Annotated in this window: 28 protein-coding genes; 7 read left to right on the top strand and 21 right to left on the bottom strand. The window is 27.7% G+C overall.

All coding sequences use genetic code 11. The annotated features are described in order from the left end of the window. Nucleotides 1-416: 416 nt before the first annotated feature. Together prfB and G8C43_RS05975 are read left to right on the top strand one after the other, a co-directional pair. Nucleotides 417-1,535 carry a peptide chain release factor 2 gene (prfB, locus tag G8C43_RS05980; protein ID WP_166004777.1) on the top strand — a complete coding sequence of 373 codons (1,119 nt, stop codon included), beginning with the start codon at nucleotides 417-419 and terminating at the stop codon, nucleotides 1,533-1,535. Between the two features lie 62 nt (nucleotides 1,536-1,597). Next, entirely contained in the window at nucleotides 1,598-2,509 is a 912-nt protein-coding gene (locus G8C43_RS05975) for an SPFH domain-containing protein (protein ID WP_160541656.1), read from the top strand. An 86-nt stretch (nucleotides 2,510-2,595) separates the two neighbouring features. Here G8C43_RS05975 and G8C43_RS05970 read toward each other — a convergent pair whose 3' ends face one another. The 3 genes from G8C43_RS05970 to G8C43_RS05960 form a co-directional block, all read right to left on the bottom strand. Continuing rightward, nucleotides 2,596-2,955, bottom strand: coding sequence for a hypothetical protein (locus G8C43_RS05970; protein ID WP_160541657.1), 360 nt, complete (start codon nucleotides 2,953-2,955; stop codon nucleotides 2,596-2,598). A gap of 45 nt (nucleotides 2,956-3,000) precedes the next feature. Then, nucleotides 3,001-3,162 carry a hypothetical protein gene (locus G8C43_RS05965; RefSeq protein ID WP_166004775.1) on the bottom strand — a complete coding sequence of 54 codons (162 nt, stop codon included), beginning with the start codon at nucleotides 3,160-3,162 and terminating at the stop codon, nucleotides 3,001-3,003. Nucleotides 3,163-3,373: 211 nt separating this feature from the next. After that, nucleotides 3,374-3,634 (bottom strand): hypothetical protein, encoded by a 261-nt coding sequence (locus tag G8C43_RS05960; protein WP_166004773.1) that lies wholly within the window; start codon nucleotides 3,632-3,634, stop codon nucleotides 3,374-3,376. 164 nt (nucleotides 3,635-3,798) lie between these two features. Between G8C43_RS05960 and G8C43_RS05955 the strand changes: the two genes are divergently transcribed. Further along, a complete protein-coding gene (locus G8C43_RS05955) occupies nucleotides 3,799-4,926 on the top strand; it encodes a hypothetical protein (protein WP_166004771.1) in 1,128 nt (375 codons plus the stop codon). Beyond that, nucleotides 4,916-5,482, top strand: a complete 567-nt coding sequence (locus tag G8C43_RS05950) for a hypothetical protein (RefSeq protein ID WP_160541661.1) — start codon at nucleotides 4,916-4,918, stop codon at nucleotides 5,480-5,482. Before G8C43_RS05955 ends, G8C43_RS05950 begins: the two co-directional genes overlap by 11 nt. Here the strand turns inward: G8C43_RS05950 and G8C43_RS05945 are convergent. The 17 genes from G8C43_RS05945 to G8C43_RS05865 form a co-directional block, all read right to left on the bottom strand. Then, a complete protein-coding gene (locus G8C43_RS05945) occupies nucleotides 5,449-6,018 on the bottom strand; it encodes a 5-formyltetrahydrofolate cyclo-ligase (RefSeq protein ID WP_166004769.1) in 570 nt (189 codons plus the stop codon). The genes G8C43_RS05950 and G8C43_RS05945 overlap by 34 nt on opposite strands. 3 nt (nucleotides 6,019-6,021) lie before the next feature. After that, nucleotides 6,022-6,252 carry a ferredoxin gene (locus G8C43_RS05940; protein WP_105296827.1) on the bottom strand — a complete coding sequence of 77 codons (231 nt, stop codon included), beginning with the start codon at nucleotides 6,250-6,252 and terminating at the stop codon, nucleotides 6,022-6,024. Between the two features lie 860 nt (nucleotides 6,253-7,112). Then, entirely contained in the window at nucleotides 7,113-7,859 is a 747-nt protein-coding gene (locus G8C43_RS05935) for an SDR family oxidoreductase (protein ID WP_166004767.1), read from the bottom strand. Then, nucleotides 7,860-8,291 (bottom strand): SRPBCC family protein, encoded by a 432-nt coding sequence (locus tag G8C43_RS05930; protein ID WP_166004765.1) that lies wholly within the window; start codon nucleotides 8,289-8,291, stop codon nucleotides 7,860-7,862. It lies immediately after the preceding gene. Between the two features lie 13 nt (nucleotides 8,292-8,304). Continuing rightward, entirely contained in the window at nucleotides 8,305-9,408 is a 1,104-nt protein-coding gene (locus tag G8C43_RS05925) for an MFS transporter (RefSeq protein ID WP_255490409.1), read from the bottom strand. 70 nt (nucleotides 9,409-9,478) lie between these two features. Beyond that, complete coding sequence (locus G8C43_RS05920) at nucleotides 9,479-10,597, bottom strand: alpha/beta hydrolase family protein (RefSeq protein ID WP_166004761.1); 1,119 nt, start codon at nucleotides 10,595-10,597, stop codon at nucleotides 9,479-9,481. Between the two features lie 7 nt (nucleotides 10,598-10,604). Beyond that, nucleotides 10,605-12,014: a hypothetical protein gene (locus G8C43_RS05915; RefSeq protein WP_166004759.1), complete on the bottom strand. Its 1,410-nt coding sequence runs from the start codon at nucleotides 12,012-12,014 to the stop codon at nucleotides 10,605-10,607. After that, nucleotides 12,004-13,557: an AMP-binding protein gene (locus G8C43_RS05910; RefSeq protein ID WP_166004756.1), complete on the bottom strand. Its 1,554-nt coding sequence runs from the start codon at nucleotides 13,555-13,557 to the stop codon at nucleotides 12,004-12,006. Before G8C43_RS05910 ends, G8C43_RS05915 begins: the two co-directional genes overlap by 11 nt. Before the next feature lie 13 nt (nucleotides 13,558-13,570). Beyond that, nucleotides 13,571-13,810 (bottom strand): acyl carrier protein, encoded by a 240-nt coding sequence (locus G8C43_RS05905; RefSeq protein ID WP_166004754.1) that lies wholly within the window; start codon nucleotides 13,808-13,810, stop codon nucleotides 13,571-13,573. Between the two features lies 1 nt (nucleotide 13,811). Continuing rightward, complete coding sequence (locus G8C43_RS05900; protein WP_166004752.1) at nucleotides 13,812-14,885, bottom strand: beta-ketoacyl synthase N-terminal-like domain-containing protein; 1,074 nt, start codon at nucleotides 14,883-14,885, stop codon at nucleotides 13,812-13,814. After that, nucleotides 14,872-16,140 carry a beta-ketoacyl-[acyl-carrier-protein] synthase family protein gene (locus tag G8C43_RS05895; protein WP_166004750.1) on the bottom strand — a complete coding sequence of 423 codons (1,269 nt, stop codon included), beginning with the start codon at nucleotides 16,138-16,140 and terminating at the stop codon, nucleotides 14,872-14,874. The genes G8C43_RS05900 and G8C43_RS05895 overlap by 14 nt, the downstream gene beginning before the upstream one ends. Next, nucleotides 16,130-16,567, bottom strand: a complete 438-nt coding sequence (locus G8C43_RS05890) for an EVE domain-containing protein (protein WP_166004748.1) — start codon at nucleotides 16,565-16,567, stop codon at nucleotides 16,130-16,132. The genes G8C43_RS05895 and G8C43_RS05890 overlap by 11 nt, the downstream gene beginning before the upstream one ends. Before the next feature lie 9 nt (nucleotides 16,568-16,576). Next, nucleotides 16,577-17,008: an SRPBCC family protein gene (locus tag G8C43_RS05885; RefSeq protein ID WP_166004746.1), complete on the bottom strand. Its 432-nt coding sequence runs from the start codon at nucleotides 17,006-17,008 to the stop codon at nucleotides 16,577-16,579. Nucleotides 17,009-17,078: 70 nt separating this feature from the next. Then, on the bottom strand, nucleotides 17,079-18,512 hold the full coding sequence (locus G8C43_RS05880) for a coproporphyrinogen-III oxidase family protein (protein ID WP_166004744.1): 1,434 nt from the start codon (nucleotides 18,510-18,512) through the stop codon (nucleotides 17,079-17,081). A gap of 21 nt (nucleotides 18,513-18,533) precedes the next feature. Then, nucleotides 18,534-19,346 (bottom strand): cyclase family protein, encoded by an 813-nt coding sequence (locus G8C43_RS05875; protein ID WP_166004742.1) that lies wholly within the window; start codon nucleotides 19,344-19,346, stop codon nucleotides 18,534-18,536. A gap of 3 nt (nucleotides 19,347-19,349) precedes the next feature. Further along, entirely contained in the window at nucleotides 19,350-20,126 is a 777-nt protein-coding gene (locus G8C43_RS05870) for an SDR family NAD(P)-dependent oxidoreductase (protein WP_166004741.1), read from the bottom strand. Nucleotides 20,127-21,118: 992 nt separating this feature from the next. Further along, nucleotides 21,119-22,360 carry a U32 family peptidase gene (locus tag G8C43_RS05865; protein ID WP_105296826.1) on the bottom strand — a complete coding sequence of 414 codons (1,242 nt, stop codon included), beginning with the start codon at nucleotides 22,358-22,360 and terminating at the stop codon, nucleotides 21,119-21,121. Nucleotides 22,361-22,544: 184 nt separating this feature from the next. On the opposite strand from G8C43_RS05865, the gene yidD reads away from it, so the two are divergent. Genes yidD through G8C43_RS05850 form a run of 3 tightly spaced genes read left to right on the top strand, consistent with a single transcriptional unit; the run spans nucleotide 22,545 to nucleotide 24,681 of the window. After that, the gene (gene yidD / locus G8C43_RS05860; protein ID WP_166004739.1) at nucleotides 22,545-22,784 is read left to right on the top strand and encodes a membrane protein insertion efficiency factor YidD; all 240 of its coding nucleotides are present in this window, start codon (nucleotides 22,545-22,547) and stop codon (nucleotides 22,782-22,784) included. 6 nt (nucleotides 22,785-22,790) lie between these two features. Next, on the top strand, nucleotides 22,791-23,645 hold the full coding sequence (gene lgt, locus G8C43_RS05855) for a prolipoprotein diacylglyceryl transferase (RefSeq protein WP_160556900.1): 855 nt from the start codon (nucleotides 22,791-22,793) through the stop codon (nucleotides 23,643-23,645). Nucleotide 23,646: 1 nt separating this feature from the next. Continuing rightward, nucleotides 23,647-24,681, top strand: coding sequence for a glutaminyl-peptide cyclotransferase (locus G8C43_RS05850; RefSeq protein WP_166004737.1), 1,035 nt, complete (start codon nucleotides 23,647-23,649; stop codon nucleotides 24,679-24,681). A 99-nt stretch (nucleotides 24,682-24,780) separates the two neighbouring features. Here G8C43_RS05850 and lipA read toward each other — a convergent pair whose 3' ends face one another. Then, nucleotides 24,781-25,638 carry a lipoyl synthase gene (gene lipA / locus G8C43_RS05845; RefSeq protein WP_166004735.1) on the bottom strand — a complete coding sequence of 286 codons (858 nt, stop codon included), beginning with the start codon at nucleotides 25,636-25,638 and terminating at the stop codon, nucleotides 24,781-24,783. Nucleotides 25,639-25,754: the final 116 nt, after the last annotated feature.

Below are 25,754 nucleotides of genomic sequence, written 5' to 3'. Positions count from 1 at the left end.
AATTTGTTCGTAAATCTTCTTAGTAAATTAGTTTTGTTCAATTGGAATGGCATTTTTTCACAAAATAGAAAGATCATTATTACTTTTTTAGAAAAAAAGGGTTTAGCTTACTTCATTTATACTCATAAGTTTTAAAGCTCATTTAAAAAAAGAAAAGAAATATTTCCCTCATATACATGGATGAAATGTCTTATTTACAACACATTTTTTTATTAATGTTATGTTCGGCATTATGGTATATAATTATTATGAACTCTGTTAAAACGAAGACAAATTTACAAACAAAATTTATCAATTTTTATTTAATTTAGAACTAATTTATCAGATTATTAAAATTTAACTCCCGGTAAAGTTGAATTATATATTGAATATGATATTTTAATTATAAAATTTTACATTGTATTTTTGTATTACTTATGATTACTCAAGAAAATCTAAAAGAATTACAGACAAGGATAAACGATTTGTATGAGTACTTGGAAATAGATAAAAAGCAAGTAGAAATACAAAATGAAGAAGAAAAATCTGCAGATCCCTCATTTTGGGAAGATCCAAAAGAAGCAGAAAGAATATTAAAACAATTAAGGGCCAAAAAAAAATGGGTTGAACAGTACCAAGAAATCAACGCACAATATGAAGATTTAGTGGTTTTATACGATTTTTTTAAATCAGGCGATGTTTCCGAAGATGAAATAAATTCTCATTATCAAGCAGTTGTTACTTTGCTTGAAAATATAGAATTTAAAAATATGTTATCATCTGAAGGAGATGATTTAAACGCTGTGATACAAATAACGGCAGGAGCAGGTGGAACCGAAAGCTGTGATTGGGCGAGTATGCTCATGCGTATGTATATTATGTGGGCTGAAAAACATAATTTTAAAGTAAAAGAGCTTAATTATCAGGCCGGAGATGTAGCAGGTGTTAAAACAGTAACATTAGAGATTGAAGGAGACTATGCCTTTGGTTATTTAAAGGGAGAAAACGGAGTGCATCGATTGGTTAGAATTTCACCGTTTGATTCTAATGCAAAAAGACATACGTCTTTTGCTTCTGTGTATGTATATCCTTTAGTAGATGAATCCATTGAGATTCAGATTAATCAAGCATCGCTTTCTTGGGATACGTTTCGTTCCAGTGGAGCCGGAGGACAAAATGTTAATAAAGTGGAAACAGGAGTTAGATTACGCTATAAATATAAAGATGAAGACACAGCAGAAGAAAAAGAAATCATCATTGAAAATACAGAAAGTAGATCCCAACTACAAAATAAGGAAAAAGCATTGCAATTATTAAAATCACGCTTATTTGAAATTGAACTTGAAAAAAGAAATGCGAAACGCGACGAAATAGAGGCGGGTAAAATGAAGATAGAATGGGGAAGTCAGATAAGAAATTATGTAATGCAGCCCTATCGATTGATTAAAGATGTTCGAACAGGTACTGAAACTTCAGATGTTGACTCAGTTATGAATGGTAATATAGATGATTTTTTAAAGTCATATTTAATGTTGATGGGACAGAGACCACAATAAGATACGATAAAATAAAATTATTTATATTTGTTTACAATAAAACTAAAAATATTTGATAAATTATGGGTATTATAATGCTATTAGTTCTAATTATATTATTCTTTTTAAGCGCGCCTATATTTGTTGTAAAGCAACAAACATCAGTAATTATTGAAAGATTCGGAAAATTTAATTCTTCACGTAATGCAGGGATTAATTTTAAAGTACCCTTCATAGATATGATCGCAGGAAGAGTGAATTTAAAAATCCAGCAATTGGATGTAATGATTGAAACTAAAACAAAAGATAATGTATTTGTTCACCTTAAAGTTTCAGTTCAATATCAAGTAGTTCAAACGGCTGTGTTTGATGCATTTTACAAATTACAAAATCCATCTGAACAAATCACTTCATATGTTTTTGATGTAGTTCGGGCTGAAGTTCCTAAATTACGGTTAGATGATGTATTTGAAAGAAAAGATGACATAGCAATTGCTGTTAAAAGTGAATTGCAAGAAGCGATGCAGAGCTATGGACACAGCATTGTGAAAGCCTTAGTTACAGATATTGATCCCGATGAGCAGGTTAAACAAGCAATGAATCGTATAAATTCAGCAGAAAGAGAAAAGGTTGCCGCAGAATATGAAGCAGAAGCAGAGCGTATTAAAATTGTAGCTAAAGCCAAAGCGGAAGCAGAAAGTAAACAATTACAAGGAAAAGGTATTGCTGATCAAAGGAGAGAAATCGCTCGAGGTTTAGAGGAATCTGTTAAAGTATTAAACGGAGTAAATATAAACTCACAAGAGGCCTCTTCTTTAATTGTGGTTACTCAACATTACGATACATTAAGCTCCATAGGAGCCAGTTCTCGATCTAATTTAATATTGCTGCCTAATAATCCGAGTGCAGCAAGTGATATGTTAACTAATACAATTACTTCTTTTGTAGCTTCACAAAAAGTTAGCGATCAATTAAATGATAAACGATCCTTGTAATAAAATTAATTAAAGAATATAAAAAAAGAGGCATTGATTTCCAATGCCTCTTTTTTATGAAAATATATTAAATATTTATCCAAAAATTATTTTTTAGTGGCCTCCTTAATATCATTTTTAGAATCCTCAGCAGCATTTTTTACGCCTTCTTTAGCGTTATTAGCTGTTTCTTTGATATTATGGTTTTGATCGTTTGCTTCGTCCTTAACTTTATCTACAGCCTTGTCTAAGCTTTCTTTAGCTTCATGAGCTGTTTCTTTTATATGAGTGGTAGCAGAATCGGTAAAATTTCCAATTTTTTCACCTAAAGTTGCTGTATCTTTTGCAAGAGAATCAGCAGTAGAACTAGACGCATCTACATGATTAACTTGTTTTTTCTCACAAGCAATAAAAGAAATAGAAGTAATAGTAGCAATAGTTAAGATGTTTAAAATTGTTTTTTTCATAACGATAAATTTTTAAATGATTTTTTTTGAAATTTAATTTATTTTTTAGTTGCTCTCATCTAATGCTGAGCTGGGAGCAATTTCTTGCTGTGGTTGAGCATTCATGCCCGGGATAGCAGGATTGTTTTTGTTCTTAAGGTTAGCAGAACTATCTATAGGAGGAGCCGGCGCAATTTCTTGCTGAGGCTGAGCATTTAGACCTTGCACGGAATTTGTTTCATTGGTTTTATTTTTATGATTATTTTCACATGCAATGAAGGAGCTAGTTATACTAAGTAACGTGATGGCAGTAAATTTCAAAAAATTTTTATTCATCACTTAAGGTTTTTGTTAAGTTTTAAAAAAGTAAAATTTACTTTCAGAAAAAAGGCTACAAAAAAGTTGTAACCTTTTGTGAATTTTGTTTAATTTAAACAAATTATTTTGCTTTTTCAGCTTCTTCAGCTTTAGGAGCAGCAGCTTCTTCAGCTTTAGGAGCTTCAGCTTTAACTGTATCTGTTGCAGGAGCTTGAGTTTGAGGAGCTTCTTCAACCGAAGTAGAATCAATAGCTGGAGCAGCAGTTGCTGTAGAATCAGTTGTAGCAGCAGCATCACTACTAGCTTGTTTTTTATCACATGCGATGAAAGAAGTTGTTGCAATAACAGTTACAGCTGCAATGTTTAAAATTAATTTTTTCATTTTTTAGTTTTTTTAATTATATATAATTTAAATTAGAGAAACAAATATAGGAGAGTTAAACTTTGTTGCAAGATTCAAATGCTTGTAATATTTTTGTAAAAACTGTTTTTTGAATTTTACAAAAAATATATACTGATTATCAGTGTGTTAAAATTATTTTACAAATGAAAGGTCAGGAAAAAATACTTTTTGAGCAATTAAAAAAGGAGGTTACCCAAACCTTTTTAGAAGATTTTCCTACCTTAAATCCTGACATCTCAAAATGGAAAGGATTAGACATTATATATTTTCAAGAACATTTAAGACAAAAAGTTAGAGGAAACGTTAGCGAAAAATGGTTCTATACCTATTTTAAATCTTCATTTGAAAAATTACCCAGAATTGATATGCTCAATTTATTAACTCAATATTGTGGATATAAGAGGGGATGGACAGAATTCCAGGAAAAATATCAATCTAAAATATCTCAAGACAATCTAACTTCACATGTAACGAATGAGCCATTGATAAACAAAACCGTTGGCGATGATAAAAAAAATTTTTTAGAAAATGTAGAGGTAAAAACTAATGGTTATGATGATGAAGCTATACAAACTGAATCTTTAGGCATAAACGTATCTAAAAATAAAAATCATTTGTTTGGCATTAAAAAATTAATATATATACTGTTAGGATTGATCACATTATTAGTTGTAGTTTTTTCAATAGATAAATATTACGAATATAGAAATACCTTCAAGTTTTGTTTTTATGATGCCGATAGAAGCTCTTTAATAAAATCCAAATTAGAAATAATTATCCAAAAAAATGGAGTATCTCCTGAATATTATACTGTTACTAACGGTTGTTTTACCTATCGATCATCAACAGACACTCTCAAAATGACTATTAGCTCACCGATGTATAAAAAGGAATCTTTTGTAGTCGGACTTAAAGAAATAAGAGATAAGGGAGAAGAGAATAATAGAAATTTCAAATTGAGACCTGATGATTATGCTATTATGTTATATTATTATTCAACAGGTGTAAACGATGCAGATGAAAATAAAAAATCGCAATTAATAAAACAAAGAAAAGAAGAATTAAATAAACTAATAGCTGATGATGCACTTATTTATCAAGTATACGATAATGAATTATTTGGTGTTGAAGTGCTGGATAAGAAAAAATACATTGACTTTATGACTACTCCTACTACCTCACTCAAAAATTATATTCTGATTAACAGTCAGATTAATAAGAACAAAAAAATAGATTTAATTAAATTCAAAATACAAAAAAATGAAAAATAAGCATATAATTCAAATTATTATAGTTTTTCTGATAATAGGTTTTGTAGCTTGTAAGAAGGAAAAATATTACGAAGGAGAAAAAGATCCCATTAAAATAAAAGAATATAACAATAAAAATTATTATGCTTCTGAAAAAATGGATTCATTGGCAGTAATATCACATATAACAGAACAAAAGTTACAAGAAGTTTATGATTTAGCTATTTTAGCAACCGAAAATAAATCAAACAAAGATATTGATACTCTTATAGTTTCACAATTAAAAGGATATTTTCCTAAAAAAGACACGGTGTATGTGAGTAAAATTGTGAATAATTTGGATTCTTTAAAGGTAAAATATGTTACAATTGAACTTGAAAAGAAAAAATCAGATACCACTACTATTCTAAATGATTCAATAGGAGTAGTACATTATAAGGTTCATTATTATAATAATAAGAAAAAATATTTCTCTACTCAGAGATCCCAAGCAAATTATATTTTAAAAAAGAATCCGGAAAAATTTAAATCGGAATTTAAATTTTACTTTACCTCAATTGGAAAAACCGAACAATAATTGGGAGTTATAATATAATCCAAAGGTATATCCGATCTTGAAATATCGTTAATTACATCCAAGGGTTCAAAAAAAGAAAGTCCAACTTTAGTAGAAGAAAGATGGTTTTTAAGGAAGTTGTCATAATATCCTTTACCATATCCTACGCGGTTTCCTAAAATATCATAAGCCAATAAAGGAGTAAATATGCAATCTATATTCTTAATTTGTATATTATCTTGATCTATCGGTTCAGGGATTCCCCACAAATTTTTTTCAAGTTTAGTTTCAGGAGTAAGTTCAAAATGTAATAAAGAATTATGATGTACTTTGGAACAATAAACCTTTTTTTGATTAGCCCACAAATAATTTAGTATAAAAGAAGTATCAATCTCTTTTTTGTCAGAAATAGTTAAGAAAATATGGTAAGAATTGTAGTTGGACAAAATGGATTTTTTCCACTGTAAAAAAATTTGCTCAGATTTAGATAATACCTGCTTTTTAGTAAGCAAAGATCTTAACATTAGAAAATTCTTACGAGCCTCTTTTTTTAACATGAATCATATTTTTTTTACGGAAATAATTTTAACAGGACAGGCTTTAGCCGCTTTATCTGCAGCCTCAAAACAATTGTTATCAGGATTTTTTAAAGTGAAAAAACCCTTTTTTTCAGTAGACCTTAGTAAAACAGATTTTCCATCTTTTTTAGACATGCGGAAATTTTCAGGATCAAACTCCGAACAATAATTGCATCCTATGCATTTATCTCTTTGCAATGTAATGATTACCATATTTTAATTAAATGTTTCATTTCTTAATAAATTTATTTAAGCCACCAATTACTTAAATAATTTGGTTCATAATTTTATTAAATATGTATTGAAAAAGACAAATAAAGAAATTCTTTAAAAAATTTTTTTTAAAGATATTTTTTTAATTAAATTAATATATGTTATTGATTTAATAACTCAATACAAATTTATTAATAAATTATAGTTGAATGCAATTTTAAAATATTTGCAAAGTATTTAAATTTTTTTAAGAATTTAAGAACTATTTTTTTAATATTTTTTAAAATAAATTTAGCTATGGACATAATTTAAAGTTTTTTAACAGTATATATTCTTAAAACGTAACCTTTATAAGTATGTTTTTTATAGATGCAATATTTGAAGCTTAGTTAAAATATTTAATGAATAAAACTTTATATTGCAGAAATAATGAGTAATCGTTTTACATTTGATATATCTGTCTAATTCTTTTTAAAGTATATAAATTTGTATATTTTATTAACATTTAATTTATTTTAATTTTAAAATGAGTTTTTTAAAAATTATAAAAATATTGCAGACGAATTACTGTGAAAAATTTTTTTATATTCTTATATATTTATGTTAAAAAATATGAATAATTTTTAATGATTAATATTTAAAAAAAGAAGAATTGATGTCTTGTAATTTTATATTTAAAAGCAATTTAAATCTTAATTTATCAGTTTTTTCTTAAAAAATAGTTATAATTGATCTAAATTAAATTATTCGAAATTATTTTAATTAAAAAATATAAGTTAGTATAGAATTATTTTTAGGATAAATATAAAAATCGATAGAATTTTATTCTATCGATTTTTATATTTAATTTTAATATTATACTAAAATAATCCTCCATCAGATGTTATTACTTGTCTATTTATCCATTTACCTTCATCACTAATTAAATATAAAATTAAGTTAGCTACATCTTTAGGAGAACCTAATCTATTAAAGGGGGATTGATTTATTAATGCCATTTGTCTTTCTTTAGGAGCTTTAGAAAACATCCCAGGAATGGTGGGACCTATACGAATTGAATTAACTCTAATTCCTCTTTTTCCAAGTTCTTTAGCAGCTACCTTTCCTAATTTTTCAATAGCAGATTTGCTTGCAGCATATAAACCAGAATAAACGTTACATTCTTCAACAACAGTTGAAGAAATATTTATAATTACCCCAAAATCATTTAAATGTATTGAGGATTGATTTAGCATATTAATACATCCAATTAAATTAACATTAATAATATTATTTATTAAATCCTCAGATAAGTCTATTAATAGGCTAGGTATCATTGTTCCAGCATTATTAATAATTACATCAATCCTTTCGTAAGTATCAATTAAATATTCGAACATATTTTTAACATCTAACATCTTAGAAATGTCTAAAAAATATGCAGAAGCACTACCTCCTTGATTTCTTATTTCTTGCTCCAACTTTAAAGCATTATCCTTGGATGTCAGATATGTTATGATAACATGAAAGTTGGCTTTTGCTAATTGTATAGATATTTCAGAGCCAATTCCTCCTGCTCCACCTGTTACTATTGCAACTTTTTTATTAAAAGTTTTTTTTAAATTCATTTAATTAGCTAATTTTAAGATATTAAATACAGCATTTGACAAATTTTTTTGCATTTCTGGCCATATATTTTGGCTAAAAAAATCATTTTCTTTTTCGCCTTCTATATAAGCTTCAATTTTGTGCGTTAATTTAATATTTCCACCTTCCAATCTTTCTATTTCATGATGAGTTTTAATGCTTCCAAAGGGAAGTTTCGTAATATCTGAAAACGAAATTTCTTCCTTCACATCTGTAATCTCTATTTGAATTTCATCTGGATTATCACCTATCATAAATACTTTTCCTCCTTTTTGAAAATTACCTTCTAAACGAATAGATTGAATACCTTCATCCCACTTATTCCAATTATTTACATCTTTCCAAAGATTCCAAACCTTTTTCGATGAAACGTTTGCTGTCATTGTTGACTGTCCAATGTACTTTTTTTTCATATTTTTTAAAATTTTAATTTATATTACTTGATAAATCTATTTTATCTAATTTTGTTCTTTTTAAAAGCAAAGCCATTATAATTCCTAAAAATGAAACTCCTGCCATTAAATAAAAAGAAAACGATCCAAAATTCTGATATATAGGTCCTGATAAAAATACAAAGCATCCCATACCAATACCCATTATAAAAGAAGAATATAATCCTTGACCTGTTGAAGAAATTTCTTTACTAACTTTTTCACCTATTAAACTAATTGCAGCTACATGCGAAGCTGCAAAAGAAATCGCCTGTAATAATTGAAAAAACATTAATATAAAAATATTACTAAAATAACCTATTGCAAACCATCTACATGTAGCTGCAATACCTCCTAAAATTATTATATTTATAAAACCTATTTTACTTATGAATTTTTTCCCAAAAAGAAAGAATATTATTTCCGATGCTACGCTTATACCCCATAAAAATCCTATGACTTCATCACTTACTCCTGTTTTTTGCCAATTAATACTTCCAAAAGTGTAATAAAAGGCATGACTTCCTTGTATAAGTGTTGTTGATATAAGAAAAATTATAAACCATCTACTTTTTAAAAAAGGTCGAAAACTTATTTTTATATTTTTTTGTGTATATGCTTCTTCCTTTTTTTTTGGAAGAATAAATGATGCAATTAATAAGAGCCCAGAAATAACAATAAGAAAATACAATAATTTACTTGCTCCAAAAGTTCCTATAAGTTTTCCTGAAGTTATTGCAACAATCATATTAGCTATAGATCCCCAAATTCTTATCTTTCCATAATCATATTTACTATCTTTAATAGTGTTGATTGTATATCCATCAATTAGCGCCATTATGGGTGACCAAAAAGAAAATGCTACTAAGGTAACTAATAATATAGAATAAAAACTATTTGTTATTATAAATAAAAATAAAAAGATGAATAAACCTAAGCAAGATAATATAATTGATAATCTTGGAGAATTATTTTTATCTGTTATTTTCGATACATATGGTGTAACTATTATTTTTAAAGCAAAAGTAATTGCTGTTAAAATTGATATTTCTAATATAGATATGTCTTTTGATTTTAGCCATACTGGCCAAAACGGCATGTGTAATCCAATAAAAGCAAATAGACAAAAATAAATGAAGCTGAATCTAAAATACATATTTATAAAATTTTTAATTTAATAATTTATTAGACAAAATATCCGAGGCAATCAAGTTGTATTGGTTAAGAACATTTAAACATGCATGGGTTTCTTTATTATAAACAATCAATCTATGTTTATCACCCCATTCTTGATCTAATTTCTTTAAAAATTTAATGGGAAAAATATCATCATGCACTCCATGGATTGAAATAATATCGGACGAAGGAAGTTTTTCAATATCAATTTTAAGTTTATCAAAAATATCCTGCATTATAAATGAATTATCATCTTGCATAAAAGCATAGCTAAAATCTGTTTTCAATCTTCTAGCTAAAGAAATAAAATTTCTTAAAACAGGTCCTCCAGAAATATTTATAATACATTTAAAATAATTACCTAATTTTTGAGCTATCCTTAATGCTATATATCCTCCAAAACTAATACCTAAAAAGCCTAAACGTTTCTTATCAATTTTTTCATTATTATTTAATTTTTTTAGTAATAGCTCTACGAAATATTCCATTTCTAAAGGTATTGGAGTATGACCTAAATTTATTCCCTGCCCAGGTCCTTCAAATAGAATAACAGCTATTCCTTTTTCTAAATAATATTCGGCTAAAGACAAAGGCTCTATCTCTGTCATAGAATCCAATCCGTTAGAAATTAATACGCAAGGGTAAGAATCATTCATTTTATCAGGATAAACTATAATATATGTAATTTTAATACCTTCTAAATGGCATTCCTCAAATACTATTTCTATTTTTTTGTCCTTTATACTTTCTTTAAAACTCTCTCTTACTTTTTTACGCAAAATTATTTTTTCATCTCCAAAATACATAAATTCTGCCCAATGATAACATGCCGCTGCGCTTTTATGCGCTCTACAATAATTACTTTGAGAAGTCATACTATTAGCAATTTTAATGTATTTTTCCCCTTGAAGCTTCCATCTTTCCATCCAATGTTCCCAAAATTTACTGTAGGATAAATCATTTTTTTCAAATTCTGGAAAATCAGTTAAAGCTTCCACAATATCTCCATAATGAATATTAGGAGCATATGATGAATTTAAAAATAATAATCTAGGAAAAAAATAATTGCATATTGAATATAAAGATGGCGATATTGTTGATCTTTTCTCCATGAAAATTTTATAAATTTATAAATCTATCAATTGTTTTTTTTGTATTATTTAAAATAGTTTTTATTATTTTCTCCTGTCTAGTAATTTTATCTATTACTCCTATCTCATTCAAAGTGTTTTCTTTTATAGTTATTTTATGCCATATTTTAACCTTTAACTTATTATTATCTTCTTCAATGATTTTCCATCCGCCATGATGCATACCTAAGATTGAAGGAGGTAATGGCTGAAAATAAGTTATAGAATAATTTTCTCTATTAAGATTTCTAACACTTCTAATAAATTCTGTTCCATTGAGTCCTTTAACATTCATAATAAATTCTTGATAAGAATCATCTTCATATATAACTTCAATAGACTCACAATGTTCAAGCTGATTCCATAGATTAATATTAGCCAAATATTCATATAATCTATTTATATTCCCATTTACTCTATAAAAAGAAGAAAAATATATTGGAATTTGCTTATCTTCAACATAGGCCTTAATTATTTCCATTTCTGAAATAGAATTGTTATCTACAAAACTTTTAACAAATTCATTTGCTTCATCTAAACTAGAAACCTTATCCGGGTAATTATCAAAATTATTTGATATAATCCAATGTCTTTCTACTGATAATATACATTTATCTTTACTTATTGGAATTACCCTCCAACTACCTCTCATATCATGCATAAAAGGCATAGGATTTAAAAGTTCATAATTTATTTTATATATGTCAGAAATATAATTTCTTTTTGTTATCCAGGATATTTCTTTTAAATTTTGTAATACTGTAATTTTAACAATCTCTTCATTATCTCTAAGTTCTAAAACTTCTGAATTTATACATGAAGGAAAAATACCTATCCATTTTTTGGTGTCACATATTAAATCATAAATACTATCAATGTTTGAATTACAAATTATAGAGTGAACACAACTTCCTTTATTAACCTCCATTTTTTTTTCAGCGATATTTTTAATATCCATCAATTCTGTATTTGAATTATTATCAATAGCTGTTTTTACATAATTTTCAACATTATCAAATGAAAATATAGTAGTATCTTCAATTTTGTTGTTATCAATTAAATTATATTCATGTTCAAGTAATAATAAACTTACTTCTGAAGTTATCTTTATTGCTCTCCAAAAAACATTCATTTCTTGCACTCCTGGCATTGGTTTTATAATAACTGTATTTATTCCAAAAATAGATGAAAAAATAATTTGCTCTGAAATCCAAGTTTTTTCTTCTCCATTAACAAGTGCTGAAATTTCTATTCTACGAAAATTGTCTTTTTCTATTAAAATTTTCACTTTTTGACAAGGTGTAAAGTATATTGGCCATTTTTCTATTTTATGAAAAACTTCATATACTTTTATTACATTCGCATTACAAAGAATACTATGAGATAAATTATATTTCATTGGATATTTTAAACAAATTATTAGGTTTTATTTTGTGTTTTATAATTTTTCCATTATCATTTATTATAAAGGGACTTGAACTAAAATATAGATAATCTGGCCATTTTTCTACACTAATACTTTTTAGTTTTTGATACATTTCTTTGATAAAAAAATTATTATTAAATGAACCATATATACAAATTATAGCTTGATCAAATTCTGATTCGTTTTCTAAATCAGTTGAATTACTTGCCGCTAATAGCACAGCTTGCATTACTCCCTCTATTTTCCTATAAATTTTTTCTATCTCTTCAGGATAAATACGATGTCCGTTAGAATTTAAAACAGTATTAGCCTTTCTTCCCTTTAATACTAAATATCCCTCTGAACTAAAATAGCCTAAATCTCCAGTAATAAACCATTCTCCAATTTTTTGTATTTTTTTAGTTGTAATATCATAATACCCCTCCATCATATTAAAATTCCTAATCATTATATCTCCAACATTTGAATCTTTCTCTCCTTTTAAAGGTTCAATTTTCACTTCCATTGTTGAATCAACATATCCTAAGCAATAAATATATTTATTATATATTTCTTCTTTATGTTCTTTTTCTTTCATCCAACAGAATGGACCGAATGATTCACTAAGGCCATAACCCTGCACCCAATCACAATGATTAAAAAATTTTCTTCCTCTATTTAAAATTTCTTCCGGTACAGATGATGCTCCATAAGCTATGACTTGTAGGCTTTTTAACTTTAAATTATGATTAATTGAAGAATTAATAAATTTTTGTAAATATACTGGCCTAAGCATAATATGCGTAGCATTATAAAGATCCACTTCAAATGGCCAATTATCAATATTCTTTTCTCTAGGTAATATTAGTATAGCCCCATGTAAAAAAGCACCAAATGAATATATAAATCCTGTTGTATTATTCAATAATCCGGACATATAAATCCTAGAAGAATTATTGAACTGTAATTGATTCGTAACATTTTTTATTCTTAAACAAATTAAATCTTCTGATATAGATATACCTTTAGGAGCACCAGTACTACCACTAGTAAATAAGACAACAAAATTTTTTATACTATCAGTGAAAGTATTATTATCAAAAATATCATTATATTTATATAAATGCTTATTTTGAAAAACATCATACAAATGAATAACTTTCCCAGAAAATAATGGGCTATTTAAATACTTTAAATGTTTTTCTTTTGTAGTAAAATTTATAATATGATCATATTTAGCATTATTGTAAATAAATTTGGCTTCCTTCAATGTAATTTCTCGAAGGTTATAAGGGAGTATGATTTGAATTCCTATAAAGCTTGCGGCTAATATAAAAAATATACCATATTCATCATTATCCAATATAGTTATAACAGTTTCTCCCTTTTTTATTCCTTTTTTTCTTAAAATATGAATTAGAAAAGATATATTATTTTTTATTTCTTCATATTTATAATTACCTTTTTTTCCAATAAGAATTTTTTTTGACAAATTATTTTCATATTGTCTGTTTAAAAACATTGAAATTAATTTCATAGAAAATATTTTTTTACAATATAGAGTCAATATAACTAGCTATACTTTTTCCTGTATTCCAACTATCCTTTATATGTCTATCAATTTTTACATTAAATTCTTTTTCTAAAAAAATTAAAATTTCCACTCTTTCAGCAGAATCCACATCATAATCTTCTTGCAAATCTTTTTGCATATCAAAATCTTTCAGATCAATACTTAAATAATCTGATAATATTCTTTTTACTTTATTATAATTATCTAAATTTTTCATTTTATCTATTTTTTTTTATTTTCACTTTAATTAATGATAAATTTCCATTAGGATTAACTCTTTGTATAATAATGTGTGTAAATTTTTCGATATCTATTGTCCCCTGAATGTTATTTTCTGATAGTAATAATCCCAACTCCATTAGTCCTGAGACGGAAAATTGATACCCAAATAAATTCTGAAAATTAACAATTGACACTTTTGTTATTAAATTATTTGTCGAAACAAAATCTTTAATTATGTCTTCTTCTTTTTTATATCTTCCATCTAAAATAAATAGTATTTGCTCCTTCTCCAATAATTGAAATAATTTTGAATAAGTTTTGTCTAAAAAATCTTTTTCTGGACGAAATACATCAATGAAATCTAATACTTCTCCTAAAGTTTTACTTTCCCTTTTTTTTACAGAATTAAAATCTTCTAAAATAAAAAATACAGCACCTTCTGAATATGAAAGTATATTGGATTTACCAAAATATCCCTTAGAACAATATTCATTATATTTATATAAAATAGATTTCATGTAGGTGCTGGATAAACATTCAGATGCCCCACATATAGCCTTATTAATCCGATTATTTTTGATAGCCTCTACTGCATATCCAATACTTTGAATTCCTGCAACATCCTCTAATGAATATGTTTTTGATAATCCTTTAATTCTAAACTTTATTGAAATTTGTCCTTGTAGGGCTGCAGGAAACCATGCTGTAGCAACATACGGACTCATACTAAATTTTTCTTTTTTGTAGTGAAGATCTAAAATATCTTGTTCTATATATTTCCATCCCCCTAAATTATTTCCAATGTAAATACCAAAATTTTTTAAATTGTCTTTTTCCCACCTATTAGAATTTAGTGCTTTTTCAGCCGCAGACATCCCAAACATTGAAAAATCATCAATTTTCTTTTTCAATCTAGTGTTTATATAATTCGAATAATCAAATTGCTTTATTTTTTTTAAAAAAGAATCATTACTTATATATTCATTTTCAGAAATTAGTTTTTCCGATTCTGTTTTATCATATGGACTAACTAATCCTACTCCAGTAATAAATACTCTATTTTTTTTCATTATTTTTTGTTAATATAATTGCACTATGAATTCCAGAAAACCCACTTGATAATTTTAACGCTGCATTAATAATTTTTTCTTCTTTCCCTTCAACTACATAATCCAGATCACAAGCTATATCTTTTATTTTATAATTAATTGTAGGATGTATAATCTGGTCTTTTATTTCAAGGCATAAAGCCACGACCTCAATAGCATTAGCCGCAGCTAATGCATGACCTCCCATAGATTTTAAAGAATTAATTTTTATGGTACTTGCTTTTTCTTTAAATGCAGTTTTAATAGCATTAGTTTCATTAATATCATTTTGTTGAGTAGAGCTTCCATGAGCACTTATATGATCTATATCATATATAGTGCAATTAGCATCTCTTATTACCAAATTTATACACTCTGAAAGATCTGCGCCCTCAAAATGTAAATCTGTCATATGGTACGCATTATTAACTGAACTATATCCCTTTAATTCAGCATAGATATGTGCTCCTCTTTTCTTAGCATTTTCATAAGTTTCTAATACAAACATGCCACTTCCTTCTGATATTATAAAACCATCTCTTTCAAGTGAATATGGACAAGATGATTCTGATGGGCTATTTACTTTTCTAGTTGACAATGCTCCTAATGCTTCAAAAGAACCTATTGATAATGGACATAATGGAGCTTCGCTTGCTCCTACTATCATAACTTCAACTCTGCCACTTCGAATCATATCCAATCCCAACCCTAAAGCATCCAAACCGGCTGTACAACCTGTAGATAAATTAGATACACAACCTTTCGCATCAAATTTTTCAGCAATTAGATCAGCGGCTAAACCAAAATTAAATGCTTCCCAATCCTTTTCATTAACACCCTCTTTTTTATAATTATTTTCAATATCTGTAATTTTCAAAAGAATTTTTTCCATTGATGCTGCATCTGCAATAGCACTAGCAACAGACACTCCCATATTTTCTTTTTTAAAATACCTTTCCTCTATTTCAAATAATCCGGCATCTTTCATTGCTTGATCTGCGGCATACATTGCATATAATAAATATTCGCTATTTATATTCGGATATTTTCCCTTCAATTTCAATTTATATTCTTTGGGAATTTGGCCAATATACTTATTTACGAAACCAAATTTCTCTCCCCACATGTATTCAGTGATACCAGAATTTCCAATTAATATATTGTTCAAAAAACTTTCTTTTTTTATTCCTAAAGGAGAAACAACTCCTATTCCTGTTATTACAACCCTATTCCTCATTTAATATATTTATTCCTAGCATATTATACGATATTAATTTAAAATCATGCTCTGATAATTCGAAATGCCCATATCTAAATTTATATCCCCATTTCAAAATACCTTTAGTAAAATCTAAATCATTTAAAAGATCATGAATTGAAACATTTGAACAAGAATAATATTTAACATCTCGTCTATACGGGGTAAAGCCAGGAAACATTTCAAAAGAATAAACATTTTTCCCAACTATTTCCCCTATTGCAGTAAATTTTTGAAATTTTTCATCTGATTTATATTTATAAACAGGAGAATAATATATTATCCAATCTCCAACGTTCATTCTCTCTAATGGATAATTTTTTCCATGACATAGTTGACAAAAACCTTCATTATATCCTATTTGTACATGCTCTTTAGATGCTACGCCACACCAATACTTTCTCATAATACTAATCTAATTAGCTAATTTTAAGATATTAAATACAGCATTTGACAAATTTTTTTGCATTTCTGGCCATATATTTTGGCTAAAAAAATCATTTTCTTTTTCGCCTTCTATATAAGCTTCAATTTTGTGCGTTAATTTAATATTTCCACCTTCCAATCTTTCTATTTCATGATGAGTTTTAATGCTTCCAAAGGGAAGTTTCGTAATATCTGAAAACGAAATTTCTTCCTTCACATCTGTAATCTCTATTTGAATTTCATCTGGATTATCACCCATCATAAATACTTTTCCTCCTTTTTGAAAATTACCTTCTAAACGAATAGATTGAATACCTTCATCCCACTTATTCCAATTATTTACATCTTTCCAAAGATTCCAAACCTTTTTCGATGAAACGTTTGCTGTCATTGTTGACTGTCCAATGTACTTTTTTTTCATAATGTCTTTAGTTATAATTTATATACTGATCTATTTATATTATTAAATGAACTTATTTCATATCTCATAATTAATAAAATGTTTGATTTTTTTCTCCTAAATAAAAATTCCTTGACTTAGTTCCTAATTCTGCCATGACACCATTTAATGACCAATTAGGTTCTCTTACTGATTTTTCATCATTCCAAAACTTTTCGTTAAAAAATTCTAGAATAACATTTGTATGCCATTCTATACCTAATTGAGTCAAGAGCATTTTGTCATCTGTTAGATATACTAATTTTTTATTTAATAATCTCTCCACTTCATCTTCAAAGTCTTCTAAAAATGAAGTTTTAAATTTATCGTGATACAATTTAAATTCTAATTCATAATATAATAATGTAAATATTATATATCTTTCTCTTTGTACTCTTTCCGATAATTTATCGCTAATCGAACTAATTAATAATTTATCTGAACTACAGTATTCTATGTATTTTTCAACATCTGCTTCTGTACCTAATCTAAATCCGTCAATATAGCTGTAAGAACCCGGACCTACTGCTAATGTTTCAACATATATTTTCCAATTCCATAAATTATATTTATTTTCATATCCTGGAACGCAGAAATGATCTATCATATACATTTTAAATCCCATAGATTCAGCTATAACTTTAGCTTCCCTATACATAGCTTTAACCATAGGCGTTTCTGGATTTATTGGAGCATTTATTTTGCCTTTTTGAATCAATTTCTCCTGAGTCGAATTATCATGGATTCTATATAAATAAATAGTAAAATGTGAAATTCCTAAATTTTTTAATTCTTCTAAATCTTTTTTCCATATATCTAAAGTATGCCCTGGCATATTAAACATCAAATCAAGATGAATATTTTTAAATCCTTTATCTCTAAAAGATTTTATTACTTTTTTACTATTTTCTACTGTATGTGGGGAACCTATAATCTTTAACATTTCTGGTTGAAAAGACTGTATACCAAAACTGATCCTATTTATTCCTGAATTTACCACATAATTTATCTTTTCCTCATCATAATCGCCTGTATTGCCTTCCAACGTAAATTCATAATCATCAGAAACCTTAAATAGAGAAAAAACAATATTTACAATTCTTTTTAAATTATCTGTTCTCAATATACTCCCTGTTCCCCCTCCAATAAAAATACTTCTAATTGTTCCTGTTTTCCACCTCCTATATTTAGACCACTTAGTTAAATCTTTGATCAGAGCGTCTACGAATTTATCTTCCATGTCAGCATTTTTAGAATGTAAAAGACTTATAAAGTACGGGCATGATTTACATTTTGTTCTACAAAAAGGAATACCTATATATAAAACAAAATCATCTCCATCTTGATCCATATCTATATTCTCTTCTAAAAATTTTTCTCCAGCCATTGGATTTCTATATAGCCCTGGTGGATATAAAATAAATGGTAAATAACACTTTTCTGGATAGGGTTTAATCTCTTGCTTTACTGTTTGTAATTCGTTCATATATTTATACTATTTTTATTTTTATTTAATAATAGCAACTGCTCTAGTCCAAGCAGCATCTGCTCCATTTAATTTTATAGGAAAACAACAAAATTTAAATCCTGTAAACAATGGTATTTCTTCTAAATTTCCTAATCGTTCTATCTGTATGTAAGGAAATTCTCTTCCATAAAAATGAGCAGGCCATAGCAATCCCTTATTTTTACTTTTTTTATATTCATCTATCATACTCACAAATGGAGGATCAAAACTAAAAGCATCTGTCCCTATAACTTTTATTCCCTTTTTAACTAAAAATTCAATAACATCTCTTTGAATTGGCTTATACTTTAAAAAATATTCTTTAGTACCTAATAATTTTGATGCTCCGGTATTAATTAAAACAATATCACCAGATGCTATTTCATAATTATGAAAGTTTAATTTTTTTATAACACTTTTCTTATCTATTAAAATTTCACTCCTAAAATCTAATAATACCCCATTTCCAATAAATAATTCTAATGGTAATTTCTCTATTGTTTTAGGCTTTTTATTCATATTATTCCATCCATAATGAAAAGGAGCATCTATATGAGTCCCTGTATGGGTAGATATTTTATAGAACATATTTGACAGTCCCATTTCATTAGGAAAATCTTTTCTAGAAATTATTTTTTTCTTATGAAAAATAAAATGGAATATTTTTTTTAAAAGATTAGAAGAGCTAAAATAGAAATAGCTTTTGCCTAAAATATCCGCTCCTTTTTGATGATTAATAAAAATTCTATCTATTTTTTCTGGCTCCCAGAAATTTATATCAATAGGGACACTTAAATCAATAATTTTCTCCACTTTTTAATAATTTCCTAAGCCTCCACAGACATTTATAGCTTGAGCAGTAATTCCGTCTGCAATAGGTGAAGCTAAGTATGAAACCATACCTGCAACTTCTTCAGGAGTAATATATCTTCCAATGGGAATTCTATTCTCTACTCTTTTTTTTGTTTCTGATAAATCTGTATTCCATATTTTAGAATAATGCTCCCTTACACTCACAGCCATATCACTTTCAACAAATCCAGGACAAACAGAATTGACAGTTATCCCTGAACCGCTTCTAGCTAATTCTAAACCTAAAGATTTTGTAAAACCAACCACCCCGTGTTTAGATGCAGAATATGGACAACCATAAATTACACCTTGTTTTCCTCCTGTAGATGAAATATTAATAATCCTCCCTCCTTTAGGAATTAAATTATTATTTAAAGCACATTTTGTAACATAAAAGACACTATTTAAATTAGTGTTTATTACATCAATCCAATCCTCTATCATAATATTATTAAAAAGACCACCTCCTGATCGACCAGCGCAATTTATGAGAATTGAAATTTTTAATTTCTTAAGAAGAATTTTTTTAAATAAAGATTCTACTTTTTTAAATGAAGATACATCGCAATCAAAGCAATGAATTGTAATGTTATTATATTTTTTTGATAGTTCTGATTTTAATCTTTCTAAGTTGTTAATACTCCTTGAAACTAATGTTAAATCATAACCCTCACTTCCTAGTTTATAAGCAATAGATTTGCCTATTGAGCCTGTGGCTCCTGTTAATAAGGCATTTTTCATTTAGTTAATTTTATAAATTTGTACAAAAATATATATTATTAGATAAATAAAATAATATTTATATCGATTAATGTAATTAAAATATAGATGTATGTTAAGTAAATATATAAAATGTCCAAAATGCGGAAATAATAAAATAGTAAAAAATGGTCTTATAAACGAAATTCAGAGGTATAGATGTAAAAATTGTAAGTCTAATTTTACATTAAAATTAAAAAATGATAATTACGAATTTGATTTAAGTATTATTATTTTATATTTAAGCGGACTTTCTTTAACATCAATAGGAAAAATGTTAAATGTTAGCCATGTAACAATTTTAAATAAAATTAAAAAACATAAGCAAAATTTATCTAAATTACATAGATATCAATTAAAGCAAAATAGGAAAAAAAATAACGATCTAGATAAAAGCGTTAAAATATTGAATATTAATAAATTAAAAGATAAAATAATTATCTATATTAACATTACAGAAAAAAAATATAACTAATTTATAATAAGCATGATACAAATGTTAATGTTTTGTTAACATTTATTTGTTCTTATAACTTGTTAAAAAAAATATAATTTCAATTTGAACTAATATTTGATATCTAAAAATTTAAATTTATATGCTTTATGTAAAAACATTTCCAAATTTTATTAATAATTACTGTAGATTATGAGAATGAACATATTTTTTTATTCTTAATTTAGAATTAATTATGTTATAAAATGTAAATATCTATACGAAATTTATGTCAAGTATTTATTTTAACTTCTTAATAAGTAGTAGTTTAAATTTTTTGTAATATTTAATAAAATTACTTAAAAAGTAATTTTTATTACATATATTTTGAATTGTAATAATTATAGTTTTATTAAATTTTTATTTATGTTTTTTAGCAATATATTTTTAATTATGCATTTAAACAATGTTTCAAATAGTTTTTAGCGAATTAGCGAAATTAAACTTGAAAATTTTTAAATCAATTAAAAAATTCGAAAATCTACGCTTTAACAACTTTATATAATTTATCGGACGGACGTATTTTAAAACCAATAGGTAAAGTAAGTATATCTCCCTTTTTAGCTTCCTGAGCGGGTATATCATCGACCATCATCGAAGAAACTTCAGCTTCTTGTGAACCGGTAGTAGGTCCCTGAATTAATATTTTATCACCAACATTTAAACTATAAGCCTCAATCTCAAATTCACCAATTTTAGTTTTCGGGTAAAAATGTCGACCTTTTCCAATATAAACCTTTTTTTGTGTAGCATTAGATCCCGGATTATCAGACCATTCCCCTAATTTTTGCCCAAGATAATAACCGCTCCAAAATCCTCGGTTATAAACAGTTTCTAACTTTTTCATCCATTCGGCTACTGCTTCTTTAGTAAAAGATCCGGAAGCAATGGCATCAATGGCTTCACGATAGCATTTAGTTACAGTAGCTACGTATTCCGGCGCCCTTCCTCTACCTTCTATTTTCAATACTTTTACCCCGGAATCAATAACTTGATCAAGAAAATCAATTGTACATAAATCTTTAGGGGACATCATATATTCATTATCGATTTCAATCTCAAAACCGGATTCTTGATCGATAACGGTGTATTTTTTTCTGCAATTTTGCTTACAAGCTCCTCGATTAGCAGAAGAATTATGAGAATGTAGACTCAAATAACATTTCCCCGATACAGCCATGCACAAAGCGCCATGTCCAAAAATTTCAATTTCAACTAATTTTCCACCCGGGCCTTTAATTTGTTCTTTATTAATTTGAGAAGTGATCTTTTTAACTTGACTTAAGCTCAATTCTCTGCTTAAAACCATAGTATCGGCAAATAAAGAATAAAATTTTACCGTTTCAATGTTGGTAATATTTATTTGGGTTGAAATATGAACTTCCATTCCAATTTGTCTCGCATAAGCAATAACCGCTTGATCCATGGCAATAACTGCTGTTATAGAAGCAGATTTTGCTCGATCCAAGACTGTTTTTATTATGGATAAATCGTGATCATAAATAATTGTATTCAAGGTCAAGTAGGTTCGTACCCCTTTTTGAGAACACCTTTTGGAAATTTCTTCCAAATCGTCTAAAGTAAAATTAACAGATGAACGCGCACGCATATTTAATTGTTCGACTCCAAAATAAATTGAATCTGCACCATTATCCAAAGCTGCTTGCAATGATTCAAAATTACCTGCCGGACACATCAATTCTATCTTTCCACTTTCTGTCATTACTGAATTAAAATTTTACGCAAAAATAATAAATATAACCTATATAAAAAGAAGCCTTTATTTAGGTTGGTAAACCATGATTAAAACCTTTCAATTTTTTACGGTTAATTTTAGCCTGTTAAATATTTATTAACGCATAATATCATCTTAGAGAAAACCGTATCTTTGTAAAGAAATTGATATAATGATAAGGAAAATAGCAATATTCCCACTAGTTGTATTAATACGCTTTTATCAGATCGCTATATCTCCTTGGATAGGAAATAATTGCAGGTTTACTCCCACCTGTTCCGCATATATGTTGGAAGCATTAAAAATTCATGGACTGTTCTATGGATTTTGGTTGGGAAGTAAACGTATTTTTCGTTGTCATCCTTGGGGAGGAGAGGGTTATGATCCGGTGCCACATAAAAAACATAATTAAAACTAGATGAATCAACTTTTATATATTACTTGGGATCCGAGTTTAGGTATACATATAGGCAGCTTTACCTTAAGATACTACAGCTTGATGTATGTGATTGCTTTTGGCTTAGGTTTTTATCTCATGGAATTTATTTTTAAAAAAGATAAGGAAGATAAAAAATTATTAGATCCCTTGTTCATCTATATGTTTCTGGCCGTAATAATTGGAGCTAGATTGGGACATGTACTTTTTTATCAAAAACAATTATTTATACAAGATCCATTAGCAGTTTTCTTACCCATACGAACTAAACCTCATTTTGAATTTACAGGCTATTCAGGATTAGCCAGTCATGGAGCTGCTATAGGAATTCTAATTTCTTTATATCTATTTACAAGAAAATATTTAAAACGAACTTTTTATTGGATATTAGACAGAATAGTTATTCCGGTTTCCATAGGAGGAATGTTTATACGTTTTGGAAATTTTTTTAATTCGGAAATTATTGGAAAGCCTTCTTCACTTCCATGGGCTGTACTTTTTATACAACAGGATACCGATGAATACGGAAGTATTGTTCCACGCCATCCCTCTCAATTATACGAAGCCTTTGGCTATTTACTTTTGTTTATATCCCTTATGTTTATCTATTTAAAAACCGATAAAAAGAAATATTCGGGTTGGATATTTGGATATTTTTTAATTGTACTTTTCGGTATCAGGTTTATCGTAGAATTTTTTAAGGAACCGCAGGGAGAAGAATATATTAATTGGCTGGGATTAAATACCGGACAATGGTTAAGTGTACCCTTTATTATCGCAGGAATTTGCATACTTGTTACTGCAAAAAATAGGATTTATACATCAAAAGCAATATAAAATGAAAAATCTAATAACAAAACTAATACTATGTTTGCTGATTGTTATAAGTATAGTGGGTTGTAAAGATCCTAAAAATATAAGTATTAGTACCAATTTCGATAAATTAGATGATAAACCCTTACACATAGGAGATAAATTACCTTTAGAATTTAATACACAAGATGGAATTATTGATTCATATAGTATTAAATTGAATGATCAAACATACGATAAAAAAAATATTACTTTAGATGAATCCAATGCTAAGTTGGGTACAAATTATATAGTACTAACAATCAATTATAACGGAAAATATAAAAAAGAAATTGATGCAACTTTTACCGTGTTTCCAAACGAAAAAGAAAAGGATCTACATTATAAATTGATCCAAGAATTTCCACACAATCCTGAATTATTTACACAAGGATTTACCTATAAAGACGGATGGATTACGGAAAGTTCAGGACTCTATGGAAAATCATTATTAGTTAAATATAAATTAGGTTCAACTTCTTACTCTCAAAGCGTTAAAATAGACCCTAAATTTTTCGCAGAAGGGTTTGCCTTGCTAAACGAGAAATTATATTTACTTACTTGGAGAGAGAAAAAAGGATTCATTTATAATGCATCAGATTTTAAACTTTTAAAAGAATTCAACTATCCGGGGACTTTATATGAAGGTTGGGGAGCAACAACCATAGGAGATGAAATGGTTGTTTCTGACGGGTCTTCAGAATTAAAATTTTATGATAAAGATTTTAATTTAAAAAAGACTATTTCTGTGATTGGTTACGAAAATATTTATTCTAGGATTAATGAATTGGAGTACGCTAACGGATTTATTTATGCCAATGTTTTTGATGAACCGATCATTTTAAAAATTGATCCTAGTACAGGAATTGTGGTTGCTAAAGCAGATTTTTCGGATTTAGTTAAAATGAACCAAACCAATGAGGAGGCTGTTTTGAATGGGATTGCCTATGTTGATGGTGATACTTTCTTAATTACTGGAAAACTATGGTCTAAAATTTACAAAGTTGAATTTACGAAGTAAGTGAAATAATTTTTCTAGTGGATCGTGATTATAGCTGAAATATAATTTTAGAAAAAAAACATCATTTCATACTCTATATATATTATCTTAAGGGATCGTTTAATTAACATGTTTTTCAGCATGATAAGATGAGCGAACTAGCGGGCTGCTTTCAATATGTCTGAAATTTCCTAAACTTTTAGCGTAATCTTCATAATCTTTAAACTGTTCCAACGAAATAAATTCCTTTACAGGAAGATGCTTTTTACTAGGTTGTAAATATTGACCGATCGTGATTACATCAACTCGGGCGTCATGTATTTCTCTAATAGATTCATAAACTTCAGAAGGCTTTTCTCCAAGACCTAGCATAATTCCTGTTTTCGTTCTTCGTTGCCCTTGATCTTTCATATATCGGAGAACTTCCAAACTTCGATCATATTTTGCTTGTATACGTACTTCACGGGTTAATCTCCTAACCGTTTCCATATTATGGGATATTACTTCAGGGGCAGCTTCCAGAATTCTATTTATATGCCTGTGAATTCCTTGGAAATCAGGTATTAAAGTTTCCATGGATGTGCCGGGACTAATTCTGCGTACCGCTTTTACGGTTTCCGCCCAAATAATAGATCCCATATCTTTAAGATCATCACGGTCAACGGAAGTTAATACCGCATGTTTAATTTTCATTAATTTAATAGAACGCGCAACTTTTTCGGGTTCCTCCCAATCAATTTCGGAAGGTCTCCCTGTTTTAACACCGCAAAACCCACAACTTCTGGTACAGATATTACCCAAAATCATAAATGTCGCCGTGCCTTCACCCCAACATTCTCCCATGTTTGGACAGCTTCCACTTTGGCAAATCGTATTAAGCTTATATTTATCTACAATTCCCCTAAGTTCTTTATAATTCTTGCCGGAAGGCAGCTTAACCCGAATCCATTTAGGTTTTGTTATTGTTGACGAGTCCATAAAACAAATTTATATCGTACAAAGTTAGTAACTTTATTACGGATAATTATTTAAGCTATAAATATAAAAAAAATATAATTATATAATTATACTGCTATAAATATATAAAATTAGGA

The sequence above is a fragment of the Apibacter sp. B2966 genome (genome assembly GCF_011082485.1).
Taxonomy (GTDB): Bacteria; Bacteroidota; Bacteroidia; order Flavobacteriales; family Weeksellaceae; genus Apibacter.
The sequence above is the reverse complement of the archived record's forward strand: the minus strand, read 5'-3'. Positions and strand labels throughout refer to the sequence as shown.